Origin of the sequence: Kineococcus arenarius subsp. arenarius (genome assembly GCF_050871845.1) — a bacterium.
GTDB lineage: Bacteria > Actinomycetota > Actinomycetes > Actinomycetales > Kineococcaceae > Kineococcus.
This window is the reverse complement of the sequence record NZ_JBJLSE010000026.1, coordinates 1-16164: the sequence shown is the minus strand read 5'-3', so window position 1 is coordinate 16164 and position 16164 is coordinate 1. Positions and strand designations below refer to the sequence as shown.

18 protein-coding genes are annotated in these 16164 nt (G+C 75.6%); 10 read left to right on the top strand and 8 right to left on the bottom strand.

Going from position 1 to position 16164, the window contains the following annotated elements:
- Positions 1 to 17: 17 nt before the first annotated feature.
- Entirely contained in the window at positions 18 to 539 is a 522-nt protein-coding gene (locus tag ACRYM0_RS08780; RefSeq protein ID WP_432504124.1) for a SigE family RNA polymerase sigma factor, read from the bottom strand.
- Positions 536 to 1360 carry a hypothetical protein gene (locus ACRYM0_RS08775; protein ID WP_432504122.1) on the bottom strand — a complete coding sequence of 275 codons (825 nt, stop codon included), beginning with the start codon at positions 1358 to 1360 and terminating at the stop codon, positions 536 to 538. Before ACRYM0_RS08775 ends, ACRYM0_RS08780 begins: the two co-directional genes overlap by 4 nt.
- Before the next feature lie 74 nt (positions 1361 to 1434).
- Here ACRYM0_RS08775 and ACRYM0_RS08770 point away from each other — a divergent pair, with 74 nt between their 5' ends.
- A complete protein-coding gene (locus ACRYM0_RS08770; protein ID WP_432504120.1) occupies positions 1435 to 2124 on the top strand; it encodes a hypothetical protein in 690 nt (229 codons plus the stop codon).
- Between the two features lie 67 nt (positions 2125 to 2191).
- Positions 2192 to 3226 carry an aldo/keto reductase gene (locus ACRYM0_RS08765; protein ID WP_432504118.1) on the top strand — a complete coding sequence of 345 codons (1035 nt, stop codon included), beginning with the start codon at positions 2192 to 2194 and terminating at the stop codon, positions 3224 to 3226.
- Positions 3227 to 3282: 56 nt separating this feature from the next.
- Here the strand turns inward: ACRYM0_RS08765 and ACRYM0_RS08760 are convergent, their stop codons facing one another.
- The 6 genes from ACRYM0_RS08760 to ACRYM0_RS08735 form a co-directional block, all read right to left on the bottom strand.
- Positions 3283 to 4281 (bottom strand): YihY/virulence factor BrkB family protein, encoded by a 999-nt coding sequence (locus ACRYM0_RS08760; RefSeq protein ID WP_432504115.1) that lies wholly within the window; start codon positions 4279 to 4281, stop codon positions 3283 to 3285.
- A 61-nt stretch (positions 4282 to 4342) separates the two neighbouring features.
- Positions 4343 to 4486: a hypothetical protein gene (locus tag ACRYM0_RS08755; protein ID WP_432504113.1), complete on the bottom strand. Its 144-nt coding sequence runs from the start codon at positions 4484 to 4486 to the stop codon at positions 4343 to 4345.
- Between the two features lie 81 nt (positions 4487 to 4567).
- Positions 4568 to 5368 (bottom strand): DUF3618 domain-containing protein, encoded by an 801-nt coding sequence (locus ACRYM0_RS08750; protein WP_432504111.1) that lies wholly within the window; start codon positions 5366 to 5368, stop codon positions 4568 to 4570.
- Positions 5344 to 5769, bottom strand: a complete 426-nt coding sequence (locus tag ACRYM0_RS08745; protein WP_432504109.1) for a phage holin family protein — start codon at positions 5767 to 5769, stop codon at positions 5344 to 5346. The genes ACRYM0_RS08750 and ACRYM0_RS08745 overlap by 25 nt, the downstream gene beginning before the upstream one ends.
- Entirely contained in the window at positions 5766 to 6686 is a 921-nt protein-coding gene (locus tag ACRYM0_RS08740) for a hypothetical protein (RefSeq protein WP_432504107.1), read from the bottom strand. Before ACRYM0_RS08740 ends, ACRYM0_RS08745 begins: the two co-directional genes overlap by 4 nt.
- The gene (locus ACRYM0_RS08735; protein ID WP_432504105.1) at positions 6683 to 6859 is read right to left on the bottom strand and encodes an antitoxin; all 177 of its coding nucleotides are present in this window, start codon (positions 6857 to 6859) and stop codon (positions 6683 to 6685) included. Before ACRYM0_RS08735 ends, ACRYM0_RS08740 begins: the two co-directional genes overlap by 4 nt.
- A gap of 145 nt (positions 6860 to 7004) precedes the next feature.
- Between ACRYM0_RS08735 and ACRYM0_RS08730 the strand changes: the two genes are divergently transcribed.
- The 8 genes from ACRYM0_RS08730 to ACRYM0_RS08695 form a co-directional block, all read left to right on the top strand.
- The gene (locus tag ACRYM0_RS08730) at positions 7005 to 8201 is read left to right on the top strand and encodes a zinc-dependent alcohol dehydrogenase (protein WP_432504103.1); all 1197 of its coding nucleotides are present in this window, start codon (positions 7005 to 7007) and stop codon (positions 8199 to 8201) included.
- A gap of 80 nt (positions 8202 to 8281) precedes the next feature.
- A complete protein-coding gene (locus ACRYM0_RS08725) occupies positions 8282 to 9454 on the top strand; it encodes an FUSC family protein (RefSeq protein ID WP_432504101.1) in 1173 nt (390 codons plus the stop codon).
- 92 nt (positions 9455 to 9546) lie between these two features.
- Positions 9547 to 9768 (top strand): hypothetical protein, encoded by a 222-nt coding sequence (locus ACRYM0_RS08720; protein WP_432494568.1) that lies wholly within the window; start codon positions 9547 to 9549, stop codon positions 9766 to 9768.
- Between the two features lie 33 nt (positions 9769 to 9801).
- Positions 9802 to 10728, top strand: coding sequence for a manganese catalase (locus ACRYM0_RS08715; protein ID WP_432504099.1), 927 nt, complete (start codon positions 9802 to 9804; stop codon positions 10726 to 10728).
- A 205-nt stretch (positions 10729 to 10933) separates the two neighbouring features.
- Complete coding sequence (locus ACRYM0_RS08710; protein WP_432504097.1) at positions 10934 to 11776, top strand: EamA family transporter; 843 nt, start codon at positions 10934 to 10936, stop codon at positions 11774 to 11776.
- An 85-nt stretch (positions 11777 to 11861) separates the two neighbouring features.
- Entirely contained in the window at positions 11862 to 14156 is a 2295-nt protein-coding gene (locus ACRYM0_RS08705) for a putative bifunctional diguanylate cyclase/phosphodiesterase (RefSeq protein WP_432504095.1), read from the top strand.
- Positions 14153 to 15214: a GNAT family N-acetyltransferase gene (locus ACRYM0_RS08700; protein WP_432504092.1), complete on the top strand. Its 1062-nt coding sequence runs from the start codon at positions 14153 to 14155 to the stop codon at positions 15212 to 15214. Before ACRYM0_RS08705 ends, ACRYM0_RS08700 begins: the two co-directional genes overlap by 4 nt.
- Positions 15215 to 15303: 89 nt before the next feature.
- The coding region (locus ACRYM0_RS08695; protein WP_432504090.1) for an MsnO8 family LLM class oxidoreductase at positions 15304 to 16164 on the top strand (861 nt) is incomplete at its 3' end.

Genomic DNA, 16164 nt, shown 5'->3' with positions numbered 1-16164 from the left:
CCGGACCCCGCAACGGGTCAGCGCTGCACGGCACCGCGCAGGGCCGCCAGGCCGCGGTGGGCGTTGCTGCGCACCGTGCCGGTGGTCACGTCGAGCAGGTCGGCGATCTGCTCGTCGGCCATGTCCTCGAAGTAGCGCAGCACCAGCACGGTGCGCTGCTTGACCGGCAGCGCGCGCAGCGCGGTGAGCAGCTGGTCGCGGTCGGCGAGACGGGCGCCGGCGTCGGGGTGGGTGCGCCCGGCCGGCTCGGGCAGGTCCTCACCGGCCGGCCGCTCGCGCCGGGCGGCGCGGCGCCACCAGGACGTGCACGCGTTGACGACCATCCGGTTGACGTACGCGACCGGGTCGTCAGCGCCGGCCACCCGCCGCCAGGACAGCAGCGCCTTCGCGAGGACGTCCTGCACGACGTCCTCCGCGGTGTCGGGGTCGCGCAGCAGCCCGCGCGCCAGCCGGACGAGGGCCTGGCCGCGCACGGCCACGAACTCCTCGAACGCCAGCACACCCGCAGCCTCGCGCAGCGCGGTGCCCGCCGGGCTCACCGGGTCACCTCGGCCGCGGCGCGCGCCAGCGCGTCGGCCGCCAGCTCCTGCACCCGCTCCACCAGGGCGTCCTCGTCCGCGGCGAAGACCTCGGCCGTGAGGTCGACGACGGCGTCGCCCTCGCGGGCGACCACCCGCACCCGGTGCTGGGGGTTCTCCCCCGCGAAGACGGTCGTCCACCCGGTCACCGAGTCGTCCCCGACGCCGGAGCCGGGGAGCACCCGCCACGGCGCGGACTCCGGTGCGTCCGCGGCGCACTCGCCGGCCTGCTCGCGCGCCTGGAGCACGAACTCGCGCGCCCCGCCGTCGCGGAGGAGGAGCACCCGCTCGGTCACCGACTGCTGCAGCGGTTGCACGACGGTGGCGTCGAGGGACCAGCCGGCCGAGCGGGCGGCGACCACGGTGGCCGGCAGGCCGAAGACGTCGTCGCGGCACAGGCCCACTCCGGCGCCCGCCTCGTCGGGGTCGGCGCCCGGTGCCACCACCTGCGACAGCCCGGGGTCGGCAGTGGCCGACGGCAGCACCGCGCGCACGGCGGCGTCGTCGAGCAGCGCCGCGGCGGGCACCCCGACGGCCGGCTGCGGCGCCGCCGTGCGGGTGCGCACCGGCTGCTCGAGGCCGGGCCACCGCGACAGGCCCAGCGGCAGCACCACGGCCACCGCCGCGACGGCGCCGGCCGCGGTGCGCCGGCGGCGTCGCACCGCGCGGGACCGGCCGCGGGCCGCCGCGGTCAGCGCGACCACGTCCACCCCGGGGTCGCTGCTCCCCAGCGCCCGCAGCGCCCGGGCCAGCGGGTCCTCGTCCCGCCCGTCCTCGTCCACCGTCGTCCTCCGTCCCGCGGCCCGTGCGGGCCGTCGTGCAACGGACGCGGCGGCCGGCACGTCCGTTGCACGTGATGCTCACCAGGACCACCCGCTCCCTGCTGCCGCTGCTCCTCGCCGTGGCCGGTGCCGCCGGCTGCGGCGGCGGCACCGCCCCGGCCGCGACCGCGGAACCGGCGGGGAGCACGACCACCTCGCCGACCACCTCGCCGACGACGTACGCGACGCCCACCGACTCGGCCGCCGACCAGGCCCTGTCCGACCTGGCCGGCGCCCGGGGGGCCGACGTGGTCTCGCTGGACCCGGCGACGCCGGACCAGCCGGCGCTGGCCGCCCTCGTCACCGACGAGGGCACCGCTGCGACGCTGGAACTGCTGCACTGGGAGCGCTCGGGCTGGGTCGCCGACGCGACCCTCGACCTGCCCGAACCGGTGCTGGCCGAGCACGAGGGCGGTGCGGTGCAGTGGCGGCACCTGACGCAGGACCTGTGGTCCGACGTGGTGGTGCACCTGCAGGGCGGCACGCTGCACTCCGGGGTGGACGCGGTCGTGGCCAGCCACTACGGCGGCGAGTGGTCGCTGGTGCCGCGCGAGGGCGTCGAGGAGGGCGAGGGCTCGCCCGTGCTGCTGGGGAACCCGCTGTTCGACGACGGCGCGGTCTTCGTCACGCGGGCGAGCGCGGGCGGGGAGGTGGTGGCGCAGTACTGGCGCTTCGACACCACGACGGGGGCGTGGGGCGAACAGCCCGGCCCCTCGGTCGGCTGAGGGCGGGCGCGGAGCAGGATGGGTGCGGGGATCCCCCCGTCAGTCCACCCGTCTGGAGGAACGCACGATGGAGTACCGGACCCTGGGCAGCAGCGGCACGTCCGTCTCGCACCTGGCCCTCGGCACGATGACGTTCGGCGCCGAGACCGACCGGGACGGCGCGTTCGCGCAGCTCGACGCGTTCGTGGAGGCCGGCGGCACGCTCGTGGACACCGCCGACGTCTACAGCGCCGGCACGTCGGAGGAGATCGTCGGCGCCTGGTTCGCCGCCCGCCCGGCGGAGGTCACCGAGCGGGTGGTGCTGGCCACCAAGGGGCGTTTCCCGACCTCGGGGGAACCCAACGGCGTGGGGCTGTCCCGCCGGCACCTGACCCGTGCGCTGGACGCGTCGCTGCGCCGGCTGGGCCTGGACGCGGTGGACCTGTACCAGGTGCACGCCTGGGACCCGTGGACGCCGATCGAGGAGACGCTGGAGACCCTCGACGCGTTCGTGCGCGCCGGCAAGGTCCACAACGTGGGCCTGTCGAACTTCACGGGCTGGCAGCTGCAGAAGGCGGTGAGCACGGCCGACGCGTCCGGGCTGGTGCGGCCGGTGACGCTGCAGCCGCAGTACAGCCTGCTGGTGCGCGAGATCGAGTGGGAGATCGTGCCCGCCGCGGAGGAGAACGGCCTGGGGCTGCTGCCGTGGTCGCCGCTGGGCGGTGGCTGGCTGTCGGGCAAGTACACCCGCGACCAGGCGCCCACGGGGGCGACCCGGCTGGGCGAGAACCCCGAGCGGGGCGTGGAGGCGTACGCGCGCCGGAACTCCCAGCAGCGCACCTGGGACGTCATCGCCGCGGTGCAGCAGGTGGCGGAGGCGCGCGGGGCGTCCATGGCGCAGGTGTCGCTGGCGTGGCTGGCCGCGCAGCCGGCGGTGTCCTCGGTGATCCTGGGGGCGCGCACGCTGGAGCAGCTGCGCGACGACCTGGGTTCGGCGGACCTGGAGCTGGAGGCCGACGAGCTCGACGCGCTGGACACCGCCAGCGACCCGCAGCCGGCCGACTACCCGTACGGGGTTCCCGGCGAGCAGCAGCGCAGCCGCAAGCTCACCGGCGGACGGTGAGACCTGCGGCTGCGCTGGACGTGCGGCTGCGCTGAGCGGGGCGCGAGCCCGGGGGCCTAGCGGTCCTCGGGCTTGCGGTCCGCCGCGACGGCGTCGCGCTCGCCCATGGGCTGCGGGTCGCCGACGGTGGTGTCGTGGTCGGTCTGGCGCTCGGACTCGGCGTTGATCTCGGCACCGAGCAGGATGGCGTAGCTGGTCAGCCACAGCCACATCAGCAGGATGACGACCCCCGCCATCGCGCCGTAGTTCTTCGTGTACGAGGTGCCGCCGGCCAGCGTGACGTACAGGGAGAAGCCGATCGAGACGAGCAGCCACAGCGCGGTGGCGACGGCCGCCCCGACCGAGGTCCACTTCATCCGCGGCGAGTCGCGGTCCGGGGCCAGCCGGTACACCACGGCCAGGGCCACCAGCACCAGACCCAGCAGCAGCACCCAGCGCAGGACGCTGACGACGACGTTGACCACGCCGCTGGCGCCGAGCGCGTTGACCAGGACCGGTGCGACGGCGATGAACCCGATGGCCAGCAGCATGAAGACGATGGCGCCCAGCGTCAGCAGCAGGGCCACGCCCTTGCGCTTGACGAAACCGCGGGTCTCGTCCTCGTCGTAGGCCATGTTCGTGGCGGCCATGAGGTTCTGCACGCCGCTGGAGGCGCTCCACAGCGCCAGCACGATGGCCAGGGCGGCGCTCCACCCGGCGCTGGCCTTGTTCTCGCTGACGTGCTCGACCTGGCTGGTGACCAGGCTGCGCGCCTCTGCCGGGATCGCGGAGATCTGGTTGATCTGGTTCGTGATCTGGTCGGGGTTGCCGAACAGGCTCCACAGCAGGAACGCCGCGGTCAGCGCGGGGAAGATCGCCAGGAACGCCTTGAACGCGACACCCGCCGCCAGCAGCGGCACCTGGTCGTCGCTGGCCTCGCCCCAGGCCCGCTTGGAGACCTGCAGCCAGCCCTTCGCCGGGATCTGCTGGGGCGACTCGGCCTTTTCGCCGTGCTCGCCGTGCTGCACGGACAGCTCGTCGCTGCCGGTGCCGTTGCGCTGCGTCGTCCTGCTCATGGTCTCCACTCTCCCGCCCCCCGCGCCGGGACGCGCGCCGAGCGCGTCCCGGCAGCACTGCTCAGGGGATGTGCGTGCCGCCGCGGGGTTCGTCCGGCGCGTCGGCGTCGTCGATGTCCATCGCCTCGTCGACGAGGTCGTCCGTGCTCTGCTGCACGGCGTCCTCGTCCTGCGGGCGGGCGTTCTCGTCCGGTCCGGTGCTCACACGTCCTCCTCGTCCACGGCCCCGCCCCCCAGCGGGGGACGGGGCCGTCGTCGGGTCCTGCGGGTCGTGCCGGGGTCCGGGTCAGCCGCGGGCGGTGCCGCGGACCTCGCCGGCTGCGGACTGGCCCTGGTCCTTGACCTCCCCGGCTGCGGACTGGCCGTGCTCCTTGACCTCGCCGGCCGCGGACTGGCCGTGCTCCTTGACGTGGGCGGCGGCGCCCTGCGCGTCCGAGCGCACGGCCTCCACCCCCTCCTTCGCGGTGTCCGCGACGTGCTGGGCGGCCTGGGTGGCCTGCTCCTGCAGGTTCCCGCGCACGTCCGACACGACGCCCTTGGCGGCCTCGACCACGCCACCGCCGTGCTCCTTGGCGGCGTCGACCGCCTTGGAGGTGGCCTGCGCCTCCTTCTCGCTGGCCGGCAGCAGCGAGGACAGCAGCCAGCCGGCGCCGAAGGCGATCACGCCGGCCGCCAGGGGGTTGCCGCGCGTCTTGGACGTCACGGCGCCCTTGGCGTCGCCCGCGCTGCCGGCGGCGCCCTCGCGGACGGACCCGGCACGCTCGCGCACGCCGCCGCCGGTGTCACCGGCGCGGTGGCGGACGTCGCCGGCCTTCCCGCGCACGGAGTCGGCCGCGTCGTGGGCCGAGCCCATCACCGAGTCGGCGGCGTCGTGGGCCGAGCCCATGACGCGGTCCTTGAACCCGGTGGCCTTGTCCTTGACCTTGTCGGCCTGGCGCTGGGCGACGTTCGAGGGGCTCAGCCGGTCGGTGAGCTCATCGAGGTCGGCGCTGAGCGCGGAGCGGGTGCCGGCGATCTCGGTCTCGATCTGCTCGGGGCTGCCCGGGCCCGCGTGGGTACCGGTCAGCTCGTCGGGTGCTTGGCCCATTGCGCGTCCTCCTTCAGTGTCACGGTGGTCCGCTCCATCGGCGGCGGCACCTTCTTCATCTCCTTCTGCCCGCTCTTGGCCAGCACGGCCGCGACCACGCCCCATACGACGGTGACGACGAGCGCCGCCCACGCGTGGCCGATGAGGTCGCCCAGCGCGAGGATCGCCAGGGCGGTCAGGGAGATCAGGAACAGGTGCCCGGCCACCCCCGCGCCGGCGAGCATGCCCGCGCCCTTGCCGGCGTTCTTGGCGTCCTGGCGCAGCTCGGTCTTGGCCAGTGCGATCTCCTGGCGCACCAGCGTGGACATCTCCGTGGTGATGCTGGAGAAGATCTCGCCGATGGAGCGCTCGCCGCCGCCGCTCTCGGGCTCGGGGCGGGGCGCGCTCGTCGCCCCGCTCACGGCCGGGACCCGTGCGACGGCGCGTCCGAGACCGAGGGGACGTCGGAGGCGATGTGGTGCGGGACGAGGTCCTCGTTCGGGTCCTCGCCGTAGCGGGCCACGGCCTCGTTCGCGCTGGTGCCCGCGGCGGTGGTGGTGCCCGTCCCCGTGACGCCGGCGGCGTAGGTGGAGGACAGGTCGCTGCCGGGCAGGTCCAGGGTTCCGGTGGCGCCCGGGGTCGGGGCGGTGCCCAGCGGCTCCAGCTCTCGGCCCTCGGACCCGGAGGAGCTGTGGGCGGCCTGCGCCCCGCGGGTGACGCGCCCGGCGAGGGCGCCCGCGGCGAGCGCGCCCAGCAGGAACGCACCGGGGCGGCGGCGCGCGTAGGAGCGCACCTGCTCCAGCAGCTCGCGCGGCTCGCGGCTGGACAGCGCGTCGCCCAGGGCGCCGGCGCGGTCGCCGGCCTGGCGCACGAGCTGCGTGGCCATCCCCGAGCCCTCGCTGGCGCTGCTCATCTGGGACAGCTCGGTCCCGGCCTGCTTCAGGAAGGCCGCCAGCTTGTCGCGCTGGCCGGTGCTCTGCTCGTCGACCTGGCGGCGCAGCTCGCCGAGCAGGTCCACGGCCTGGCTCTGCGCCTCCTGCAGCACACCGCCCAGCTGCTCCTGGGCCGAGTGCACGACGTGCCCGGCCTCCTCCTTGGCGGTACCGGCGACGGCACCGGCCTGCTCCTTGGCGGTGCCGGCGACGGCACCAGCCTGCTCCTTGGCGGTGCCGGTCACCTGGCCGGCCTGCTCCTTGGCGGAACCGGCGGTCTGCTGCGCGCGCTCCTTGGCGCCACCGGTGCTCCCGGCGTCAGCGGCCGTCGCTCCGGGGCCACCTGCGACGTCGTACGTCGACATGTTCGCCTCCTCGTTGGGGTGCTGCGGGGTCGTGGGGTTCACGCGCCCTGGTCGCCGCCGACGGCGTCGTCGGCCTTGCCCTGGGCCGTGTCGACGGCACCGGCGTGCTTGCCGCCCGTCTTGGCGTCGGCGGCGTCGCCCGCCTTGTCGATGGCCTGGTCGGTCTGCTGCTCGTGGCCCTGCGCGAACTGCTGGGCCTTGTCGGCGATCCCCACGTCTGTCCTCCTCGCGTCCTGGCCGGCTCGCGACCGGCCGCGTGATCTCTCGCGTTCCTGCGGGATCACTACCCGGGCCGCGGGTGCTCAAACGTGGAACGTCCAGAAGGTGCCGTTCCCCGTGCACCGGGTCAGGCTGGGCCGCGTGAAGGCACTCACCTGGCAGGGGAAGCGGTCCGTGCGCGTGGAGGAGGTCCCGGACCCGCGGGTCCAGGAGCCCACCGACGCGGTCGTCCGCATCACGTCCACGGCGATCTGCGGTTCCGACCTGCACCTGTACGAGGTCCTGGGGCCCTACCTGGCAAAGGGCGACGTCCTGGGGCACGAACCCATGGGGATCGTCGAGGAGGTCGGGCCGGAGGTGCCGAACCTCTCCGTCGGGGACCGCGTCGTCATCCCGTTCCAGGTCGCCTGCGGGCGCTGCTTCATGTGCGAGCGCGGCCTGCAGACGCAGTGCGAGACGACGCAGGTGCGCGAGAAGGGCTCGGGCGCGGCGCTGTTCGGCTACACGTCCCTGTACGGCTCCGTGCCCGGCGGGCAGGCGGAGTACCTGCGCGTGCCGCACGCCGACTACGGCCCGATCAAGGTCGGGGCGGAACTGCCCGACGAGCGGTACCTGTTCCTGTCCGACGTGGTGCCCACCGCCTGGCAGGCCGTCGCCTACGCCGACGTGCCGGCCGGTGGGACCCTGGCCGTCCTGGGGCTGGGGCCGGTCGGGCAGATGAGCGCCCGCATCGGCCGGCACCTCGGGTTCACCGTCGTCGGGGTGGACCCGGTGCCCGAGCGGCGCGCGATGGCCGAGCGGCACGGCGTGGCGACGATCGACCTGACCGACGCCTCCGGAGCCGACGTGGCCGCCCAGCTGCGCGAGCGCACCGACGGGCGCGGGCCGGACTCCGTGGTGGACGCCGTGGGGATGGAGGCCCACGGCGCACCGGAGGGAGTGGTCGCCAAGGCGGCCCAGAGCGCGGTGGGGCTGCTGCCGGACAAGGTGGCGCAGAAGGTGATGGAGACCGGCGGGATCGACCGGCTCGGCGCGCTGCGCGCGGCGATCTCCTCGGTGCGGCGCGGCGGCACCGTCTCGCTGTCCGGCGTGTACGGCGGCGGGGCCGACCCGCTGCCGATGATGACGATGTTCGACAAGCAGATCCAGCTGCGGATGGGCCAGTGCAACGTCCGCCGCTGGCTGGACGACGTCCTGCCGCTGGTGGAGGACCCCGCCGACCCGCTGGGCGTGATGGACCTGACCACCCACCGCCTGCCCCTGTCGGAGGCACCGGGCGCGTACGAGATGTTCCAGAAGAAGGAGGACGGCTGCGTCAAGGTCGTCCTGGAACCCTGAGCGCCTCCCCCCGCGGGCGCTCGCCGCGCGCGAGCACCCGCGGCCTGCTGTTCGGCCGCTGGCCCCGGCTGGGCCTGGCGGTGCGCACCGCGCTGGCGGCGACCGTGGCGTGGCAGGTCGCCCTGTGGCTGCCGTTCTCCGCCGCGGAGACGTACCCGTACTACGCGCCCCTCGGCGCGGTGGTCGGGTCCTACACGACGGTGCGCTCCTCGGTCGACAACTCCGTGCGGGCCGTGGCGGGCATCGTGCTCGGTGCGGTCGTGGCGCTGGCCAGCCACGCGCTGCTGGGGGCCGGCCTCGCGGTGGTCGCCGTCGTGGTGTTCACCGCGACCCTGCTGGCCGGGTGGCGGGTGCTGGGCGACCAGCGCAGCTGGGTGCTGACCGCCGCGGTGTTCGTCCTCATCGTCGGCGACCCGGACCCCGTCGACTACGTGCTGGCCTACAGCGGGCTGACGCTGCTCGGCGGCCTGGTCGCGGTGGGCGTCAACGCGCTGCTGCCGGAGCTGCCGCTGCTGCAGTCCGACCGCACGCTGCAGCAGCTGGCGGACGTGCTGGCCGACCAGCTCGACGACCTCGCCGACGGCCTGCGCCGCGACACCCCGCCCAGCGCCCAGGAGTGGAGCGAACGGCTGCGCGCGGTCGAACCCGTGCGCGCCGCCGCCCGCGAGAGCGGCGAGGAGGTCGAGGAGTCCCTGCACGCCAACCTGCGCGCGCGACGCCACCACGACGCGGTGCAGCGGCGCCAGGAGCGGGGCCTGGTGCTGGCCGGCCTGGCGGTGCGGGTGGAGGAGCTGACGGCCCTGCTCGTGGAGGTGCAGAACCCCTCCGAGCGAGGCGTGGCCATGGACGCCGCGCTGCGCCAGCCGGTGGCGGCGACCCTGGCCGCGATGGCGGCGGTGGTGCGCGAACCGCCCCCCGGCCCGGAGCCCGACCAGGACGGTGCGCGGGACGGGCAGGCGCAGGGACCCGACCGCACCGACGGGCTGCGCGAGGAGGTGCAGCGCCTGTCCGCGGCCGTGGCCGCCGCGGACTACAGCAACGAGCGCGACCGGCAGACCGCCGGCGCCGTCGTGACGGCGGTGCGCCGCTGCCTGGGTGCCCTGCGGACGGGGCACGGGGACGTCGAGCCGGACCCGGAGGCGGTGGCGCCCACGCCCTGGACCCTGCCGGGCACGACCCCGTCCGGGGGGACCGCCACGCCCCGGCAGCGGTGGCGCGACCGCTTCCGCCGGCCGCACCGGCGCAGCGGGTGAGGGTGGGCGACCGCGCGGGAAACGAGGCGGTTGAACACGGCCGCGGCGGGTACGGGGACAGCACCAGCGGAACCACCCGAGGAGGGACACACGTGGTCAAGTACCTGCACGAGGCCGGGATCAAGTCCGAGTGGGCCTACGCGGCCGCCTTCGGCAGCATCGGCCTGTCGTTCGCGTCCTGGCTCACCTCCAAGGAGAAGGAGAAGGGCGCGGGCATCGACCGCGCCGACCGCTGGGGCATCTTCATCGGCCAGTGGGCGCCCACCTTCTTCGGCCTGGGCAACGCCCTCGCCGGGTACGAGAAGAAGAACTGACGGCCCTGCCCGCGCAACCACGGAAGGAATCGCGTGTACCGACACACCCGTGAACTGCAGTTCACCGCCAAGCCGGAGAAGCCCGACGCCCTGTACGCCATGAAGCTCCAGGAGATCCTGGGCGGGCAGTTCGGCGAGATGACCGTGATGATGCAGTACCTGTTCCAGGGCTGGAACTGCCGCGTGCCCGGCAAGTACAAGGACATGCTCCTCGACATCGGCACCGAGGAGATCTCGCACGTCGAGATGATCACCGTCATGATCGCCCGCCTGCTGGAGGGCGCTCCCGGCGAGACGACCGAGAAGGCCGCGGCGGCCAACCCGGTCCTGGCCGCGGTCCTCGGCGGGCAGAACCCGCAGCACGCCATCGTCTCCGGCGGCGGCGGCCAGCCCAAGGACAGCCGGGGCGTCCCGTGGAACGGCGGCTACATCGTCTCCAGCGGGAACCTGCTGACGGACTTCCGCTCCAACGCCGCCGCCGAGGGGCAGAGCCGCCTGCAGAGCAGTCGACTGGCGAACATGACCGACGACCGCGGCGTGAAGGACATGCTGGCCTTCAACCTGGCCCGCGACACCTACCACCAGCAGCAGTGGCTGCTCGGCATCCAGATGCTGGTGGAAGAGGGGTTCAACGAGACGGAGATCGAGAACTCCAACGGCGACTGGGAGAACAAGGACGCCGCCCACGTCTTCTACACCTCGACCGAGGGCAGCCGGGCCGGCGAGGGCCTGTGGGCCACCGGCAACAGCGTCATCGACGGCGAGCCGTTCCGCGTCGAGGAGCTGCGCCCGCTGACCGACGACCAGGGCATCCTGCCCGCCCCCGACCCGCTGCAGTACGTCACCTACGACGGCAGCCAGGGCCCGGGCAAGCCCGGCAACGCGGTGGGTGGCGCGGCCCAGCAGGCCGAGAACGTGGTCACCAAGGTGAAGGACGCCATCACCGGCGACAAGCACTGAGCGGACCGGTCCGTCCGGTGCTGAGCACCGCTCGCACCGGCTGACGGAACGCCCCGCCGGAGCCCGGGTGCCGACCCCTCGAAGGGTCGGCACCCGCGCTCCAGCGCGTCGGTGCGGTCAAGGGCACGCCGACGGGCGCCGACACCTCGACCGTGACCCGCGACCCCGACCCCACCCAGCCGCACCGCACCCGCGGGGTGCGGGCGTGAGCGTCGCGCTGGCGCTGTTCGCCAGCGCGCTGTGGGGCACCTCCGACTTCCTCGGCGGCACCGTCAGCCGCCGCCTGCGCGCCGTGCAGGTCCTCGCCGTCTCCCAGGTCCTCTCCTGCGCGGTGCTGCTGTCCGTGCTGGGCAGCGGCGTCGGCGGGGGTTCGGCAGGCCCGGCGAGCGCCTGGCTGGGCTGGTCGCTGCTCGCCGGCCTGACCTGGGCCGGCGCGATGGCAGCTCTCTACACCGCCCTGGCGCGCGGCACGATGGGCGTGGTCGCCCCCATCGCCGCCGGCGGCACCGTGCTCCCCGTGCTGCTGGGCCTGGCCGCCGGTGAACGGCCCGCCCCGCTGCAACTGGTCGGCGTCGCCGTCGCGTTCGCCGGTGTCGTGCTGTCCGCCGGCCCGGACCTGCGCGGCGGTTCGCGCAGGCAGGGTGCCGCCGTGGCGCTGGCCCTGCTGGCCGCCGTCCTGTTCGGGGTGGAGATCTGGGCGCTGGCGCGCGGCAGCGCCGCCTCGGTGCCGGCCACCCTGCTGGGCATGCGCGTCACCTCCGCCGCCCTCGTCGTCGTCGCGGCCCTGTCGCGGCGGGGAGCCGAGCGCGTCGGTCCCCGCGACCTCCCACCGCTGCTGGCGCTGGGACTGCTGGACCTGGCCGCCACCGCCGCTTACGCCGTGGCCTCGCGCGGTGCGCTCGTCAGCGTCGTGGCCGTGCTCGCCTCGCTCTACCCGGCGGTCACCGTGGTGCTGGCGCGGCAGGTGCACGGTGAGCGGTTGCGGCCGGTGCAGGCCACCGGTGTGGTGGCCGTCCTCGCCGGCGCCGTCGTCACCGCTCTCGGCTGACGCACGGATCCGCCACCCGTTCGGGTGGTTCAGCCGGGTCGCTGCACAGCCGAACCACCTCCTGACGCTCGAGCAGGAGGTTGACGTGACCGGAACGGTCCCGGCAGGCACGGCGGCACGGCCGCGCAGGTGGCGTTCCACGACGCTGCAGGCCGGGCTGCTGCTGCCACCCCTGGTGTTCATCACCACGACGATCCCGGGGGTGCGCCCGCAGGAGGGCTACCAGTTCCTCCTGGACGGGGTCCTGAACAACCTCGCCTACGAGTGCGCAGCGCTGCTGTGCCTGGTGCGGGCGTGGCGGGCGCCCGCCGGGCGCACCGGTTCCGTCCTCCTCGCCGCTGGCCTGGCGCTGTACGGCTCCGGCAACGTGGTCTGGACGTTCGTCGTGCGGCCGCTGGCCGACCCTCCGTACCCGTCGGTCTCCGACGCGCTGTTCCTGTCGTTCTACCCGCTCGCGTTCGCCGCGCTGGTGCTCGCGACGCGGCGACGTGACGGCCGCTTCGCCGGGACCCTGTGGCTGGACGGCCTCGTCGCCGGCCTGGCCGTGAGCGCGGGCGCCGCCGCGGCCGTCGTCGGCACCGTCCTCGCCGTGCCCGGCGAGGGGTGGGCCGCCGTCGCGGTGACCACCGCCTCCCCCCTGCTGGACCTGGTGCTGCTGGTCCTGCTGGCCGCGGTGCTGTCCATGCACGGCTGGCGCCCACCCGCGGGGTTGTGGCTGCTGGCAGCCGGGCTGGTGCTGTTCGTGCTGGCCGACCTCAGCTACCTGTTCCACACCGCTGAAGGCTCTTACGTCTCCGGGCGGCTCACCGACGGGGTGTGGGTCCTGGGCGTGGTCCTCATGGGTCTGGCGCCGGGCTGGCCCGACGGGCGCGCCGGGTTCCAGCTCCCCCGCTGGGCGGTCCTGGCGATCCCGCTGCTGTCCACGGCGCTGGCGCTGGCGGTGCTCGTGGGTGACCACGTGCTGCACCTGCACCCCGTGGCGATCGGCCTGGCCGCGGCCACCGTGACGGCCGCGCTCGGCCGCCTGCTGCTGACCTTCCGCGAGGTCGCCAACCTCGCCGAGAGCCGTGAACTGGCCCTCACCGACGAGGTGACGCACCTGGGCAACCGCCGCGCCCTGTACCGCGCGGTGGAGGACCTGGCCCGCACGAAGGGCACCGCTCCGGCCGGCCTGGTCCTGCTGGACCTCGACCGGTTCAAGGAGGTCAACGACAGCCTCGGCCACCACGCCGGCGACGAGCTGCTGCGCGCCGTGGGCGAGCGGCTCGCGCGGTTCGGGCGGGACAACGGCGCCCGCGAGGTGGTGCGCCTGGGCGGTGACGAGTTCGCCCTGCTGCTCGCTCACGGCGGCACCGCCGCCGAACTCGTCGCGGCGGGGGTGCACGAGGTGCTGCGGGCGCCGTTCCCCGTGGAGGGCCTGCAGGTGCGGGTGCGGGCCAGCGTCGGCATCTCCGTGCTGCCCGCGCGCTCGCTGGACGCCTCCGCGCTGCTGCGCCGGGCGGACGTGGCGATGTACCGAGCCAAGAGCCGCGGGCTGGGCACCTTCACCTACGACGTGGACGCCGACGAGTTCGCCTCCGGCGACCGGCTGGCCACGGCCGAGCTGCTGCGGGAGGCCGTCGAGCAGCGCACCCTCACGCTGCACTACCAGCCGAAGGTGGACACCGCCACGGGCGCCGTGGGCGGTGTCGAGGCGCTCGTGCGCTGGCACCACCCCACGCGGGGGCTGCTGTTCCCCGACGCGTTCCTGTCGATCGTCGAGGGCGCCGGGCTCATGGAGGAGATGACCACCGCCGTCCTGGAGCAGGCCCTGGACCAGGCCCGCGACTGGCACCGGGCGGGCCACCCGCTGGCGGTGGCCGTGAACCTCTCGGCGTCCTCCCTGGCGGACCCGCGCCTGCCCGACCGCGTCCAGCGCCTGCTGGCCGAACGGGGGGTGCCCGCGCACCTGCTGGAGATCGAGATCACCGAGGACTTCCTGATGGCCGACCGCGAGCGCGCCGAGGTCATCCTCGCCGGCCTGCGCCGCCGCGGCGTGCGGGTGGCCGTCGACGACTACGGCACCGGGTACTCCTCGCTGGCGTACCTGCGCCAGCTGCCCGTGGACGACCTGAAGCTGGACAGGTCCTTCGTCACCGACCTGGGCTCCGACCCGAAGGCCCTCGCGATCGTCCGCTCCACGATCATGCTGGCGCACTCGCTGGGCCTCCGGCTGGTCGCCGAGGGGGTCGAGGACGAGGCGACGTGCCGCGAACTGGCCGACGCCGGGTGCGACGTCGTGCAGGGCTGGTACTACAGCAAGGCCCTGCCCGCGGCCGAGCTGGACGCCTGGCTCTCCCGCCACCGCGCGGCCGCTCTCGGTGAGCGGGTGGCGCCGTGAGCGTCCTGTCGCCCGGCCCGGCCCTGCCCGCCGGGGGGCTGCCCGCGCCCCGCACGAGCGCGCCCGCCGGCGCGACCGGGCGGGTGGAGGGGGCGGTGGCCGTGGCCGGCGCCCTGCCCGAGGTGGAGGCGCTCGCCACCGCCCTCGGGCAGCCGCTGACGGCCCGGCTGCCGTGGTGGCGCGCCCGCCTGTCGGTGCAGCCGGCCGCTGCACCGTGGGCCGTGCTCGTGCGCGACTCCGTCGGCCGCCTGCGCGCTGCGGCGGTCCTGGTGGACGAGCCCTCCCCCGGCGCTGCGGGCACCCGCCGCACCGCTCTGGCCTCCGGCGGCGAGGGCTACCTCGCCGGTGTCGCCGCCACGGGCTCGCCCGAGGCGGCCGAGCTGGGCCGGGCGCTGGCCGCCGGTGCCGCTGCCCGCGGCACCCTCCTGGACCTGGAGGACCTGCCCGACGACGTCACCTCCCGCGCCCTGGCGGCGGGAGCCGGCGCGCAGGTGCACCCGCTGGACCCCGTCCCGGTGCTGCACCGGCCCGACGCCGGCGAACCCGTGACGCTGCTCAGCCACGGCACCCGCAAGACGCTGCGCAAGTCCCGCAACCGCGTCACCGCCGACGGTCTGGTGGCCCGGCTGAGCTTCACGTGCGACCCGGCGGACCTGGAGGCCCTGCTGCCCGACCTGGAGACCGCCCACCGGGACCGCGACGACGCGCACGGCCTGCCGTGCGCGCTGGACACCCCCGCCGGGCGGGCCGCGTGGCTGGCGCGCCTGCGCGAGCTGTCGGCGACCGGGGCGCTCGAGGTCGCCACGCTGCACCTGGACGGCGAGCTCGCCGCGTACGTGCTGGGGTTGCGCGACGGCGACGGGTACGGGGTGCTGGAGGGCCGCTTCCGCACCCGCTTCGCGCGCTACGCGCCGGGCCGCCTGCTGGAGTTCTGCGTGCTGGACCGGGCGCTGCGCACCGACGGCGTGCGGTTCCTGGACTGGATGACCGGGGTGGCACCCGAGACGCTGCTGGCCGCGGACGCCGCCCGGGCCCGGGTGGCGGTGCGCCGGCCCTGACGAGGAGCGCACGCCCGGGCCGGCACCGCACCGCACCGCACCGCACCGCACCGGCGGAACGGGTGCCGCACCGCCCCCGTTGCCCGTTCGTGCTGCCCGAGACGCCCGACGACCCGCCCGCCCCCGTGCCGCTGTCCGTGCTGGACCTGTCCCCGGTGCCGTCGGGGACGCCGTCGTCGGCCGCCCTGCGCCGCACGGTGCAGCTGGCCCGCGCGGCCGAGCGGTTCGGCTACCACCGGTACTGGCTGGCCGAGCACCACAACACCCCCTCGGTCGCCTGCTCGGCACCCGAGGTGCTCGTCGCCGCCGTGGCCGCCGCGACCACGACCCTGCGCGTCGGCGCCGGGGGGGTCATGCTGCCCAACCACGCACCCCTGCGGGTCGCCGAGGCCTTCCGGGTGCTCGAGGGGCTGCACCCCGGGCGCATCGACCTCGGGCTGGGCCGCGCTCCGGGCACCGACGCCCGCACCGCCCTGGCGCTGCGCGGCGCCCGCGAGCCGCACCGCGGTGACGACTTCGCCGAGCGGTACGCGCAGCTGCTCGGGCACGTCGACGGCTTCCCCGCCGGGCACCCGCTCGCCGGGGTGCGGGCCGTGCCCGTGGACGTGCCGCTGCCGCCGGCGTGGGTGCTCGGCTCGAGCGAGCACGGCGCGCGCGCGGCGGCCGAGCTGGGCACCGGGTACGCCTACGCCGCGCACTTCGGCACGGCCGACCCCGCCAGCGCGCTGCGCACCTACCGGGAGGGTTTCCGCCCCTGCGGCCGGCGGGCGCAGCCGCACGCCGTCCTGGCCGTCGGCGCGATCGTCGCGGACGCCGACGAGCGGGCCGCGGGGGGGGGGGGGGGGGGGGGGGGGGGGGGGGGGGGGGGGGGGGGGGGGGGGGGGGGGGGGGGGGGGGGGCCGGCGGCGGCCGGGGGCGCCGCGCGGCCGCCCCCGCCGCGCCCCGCCCCC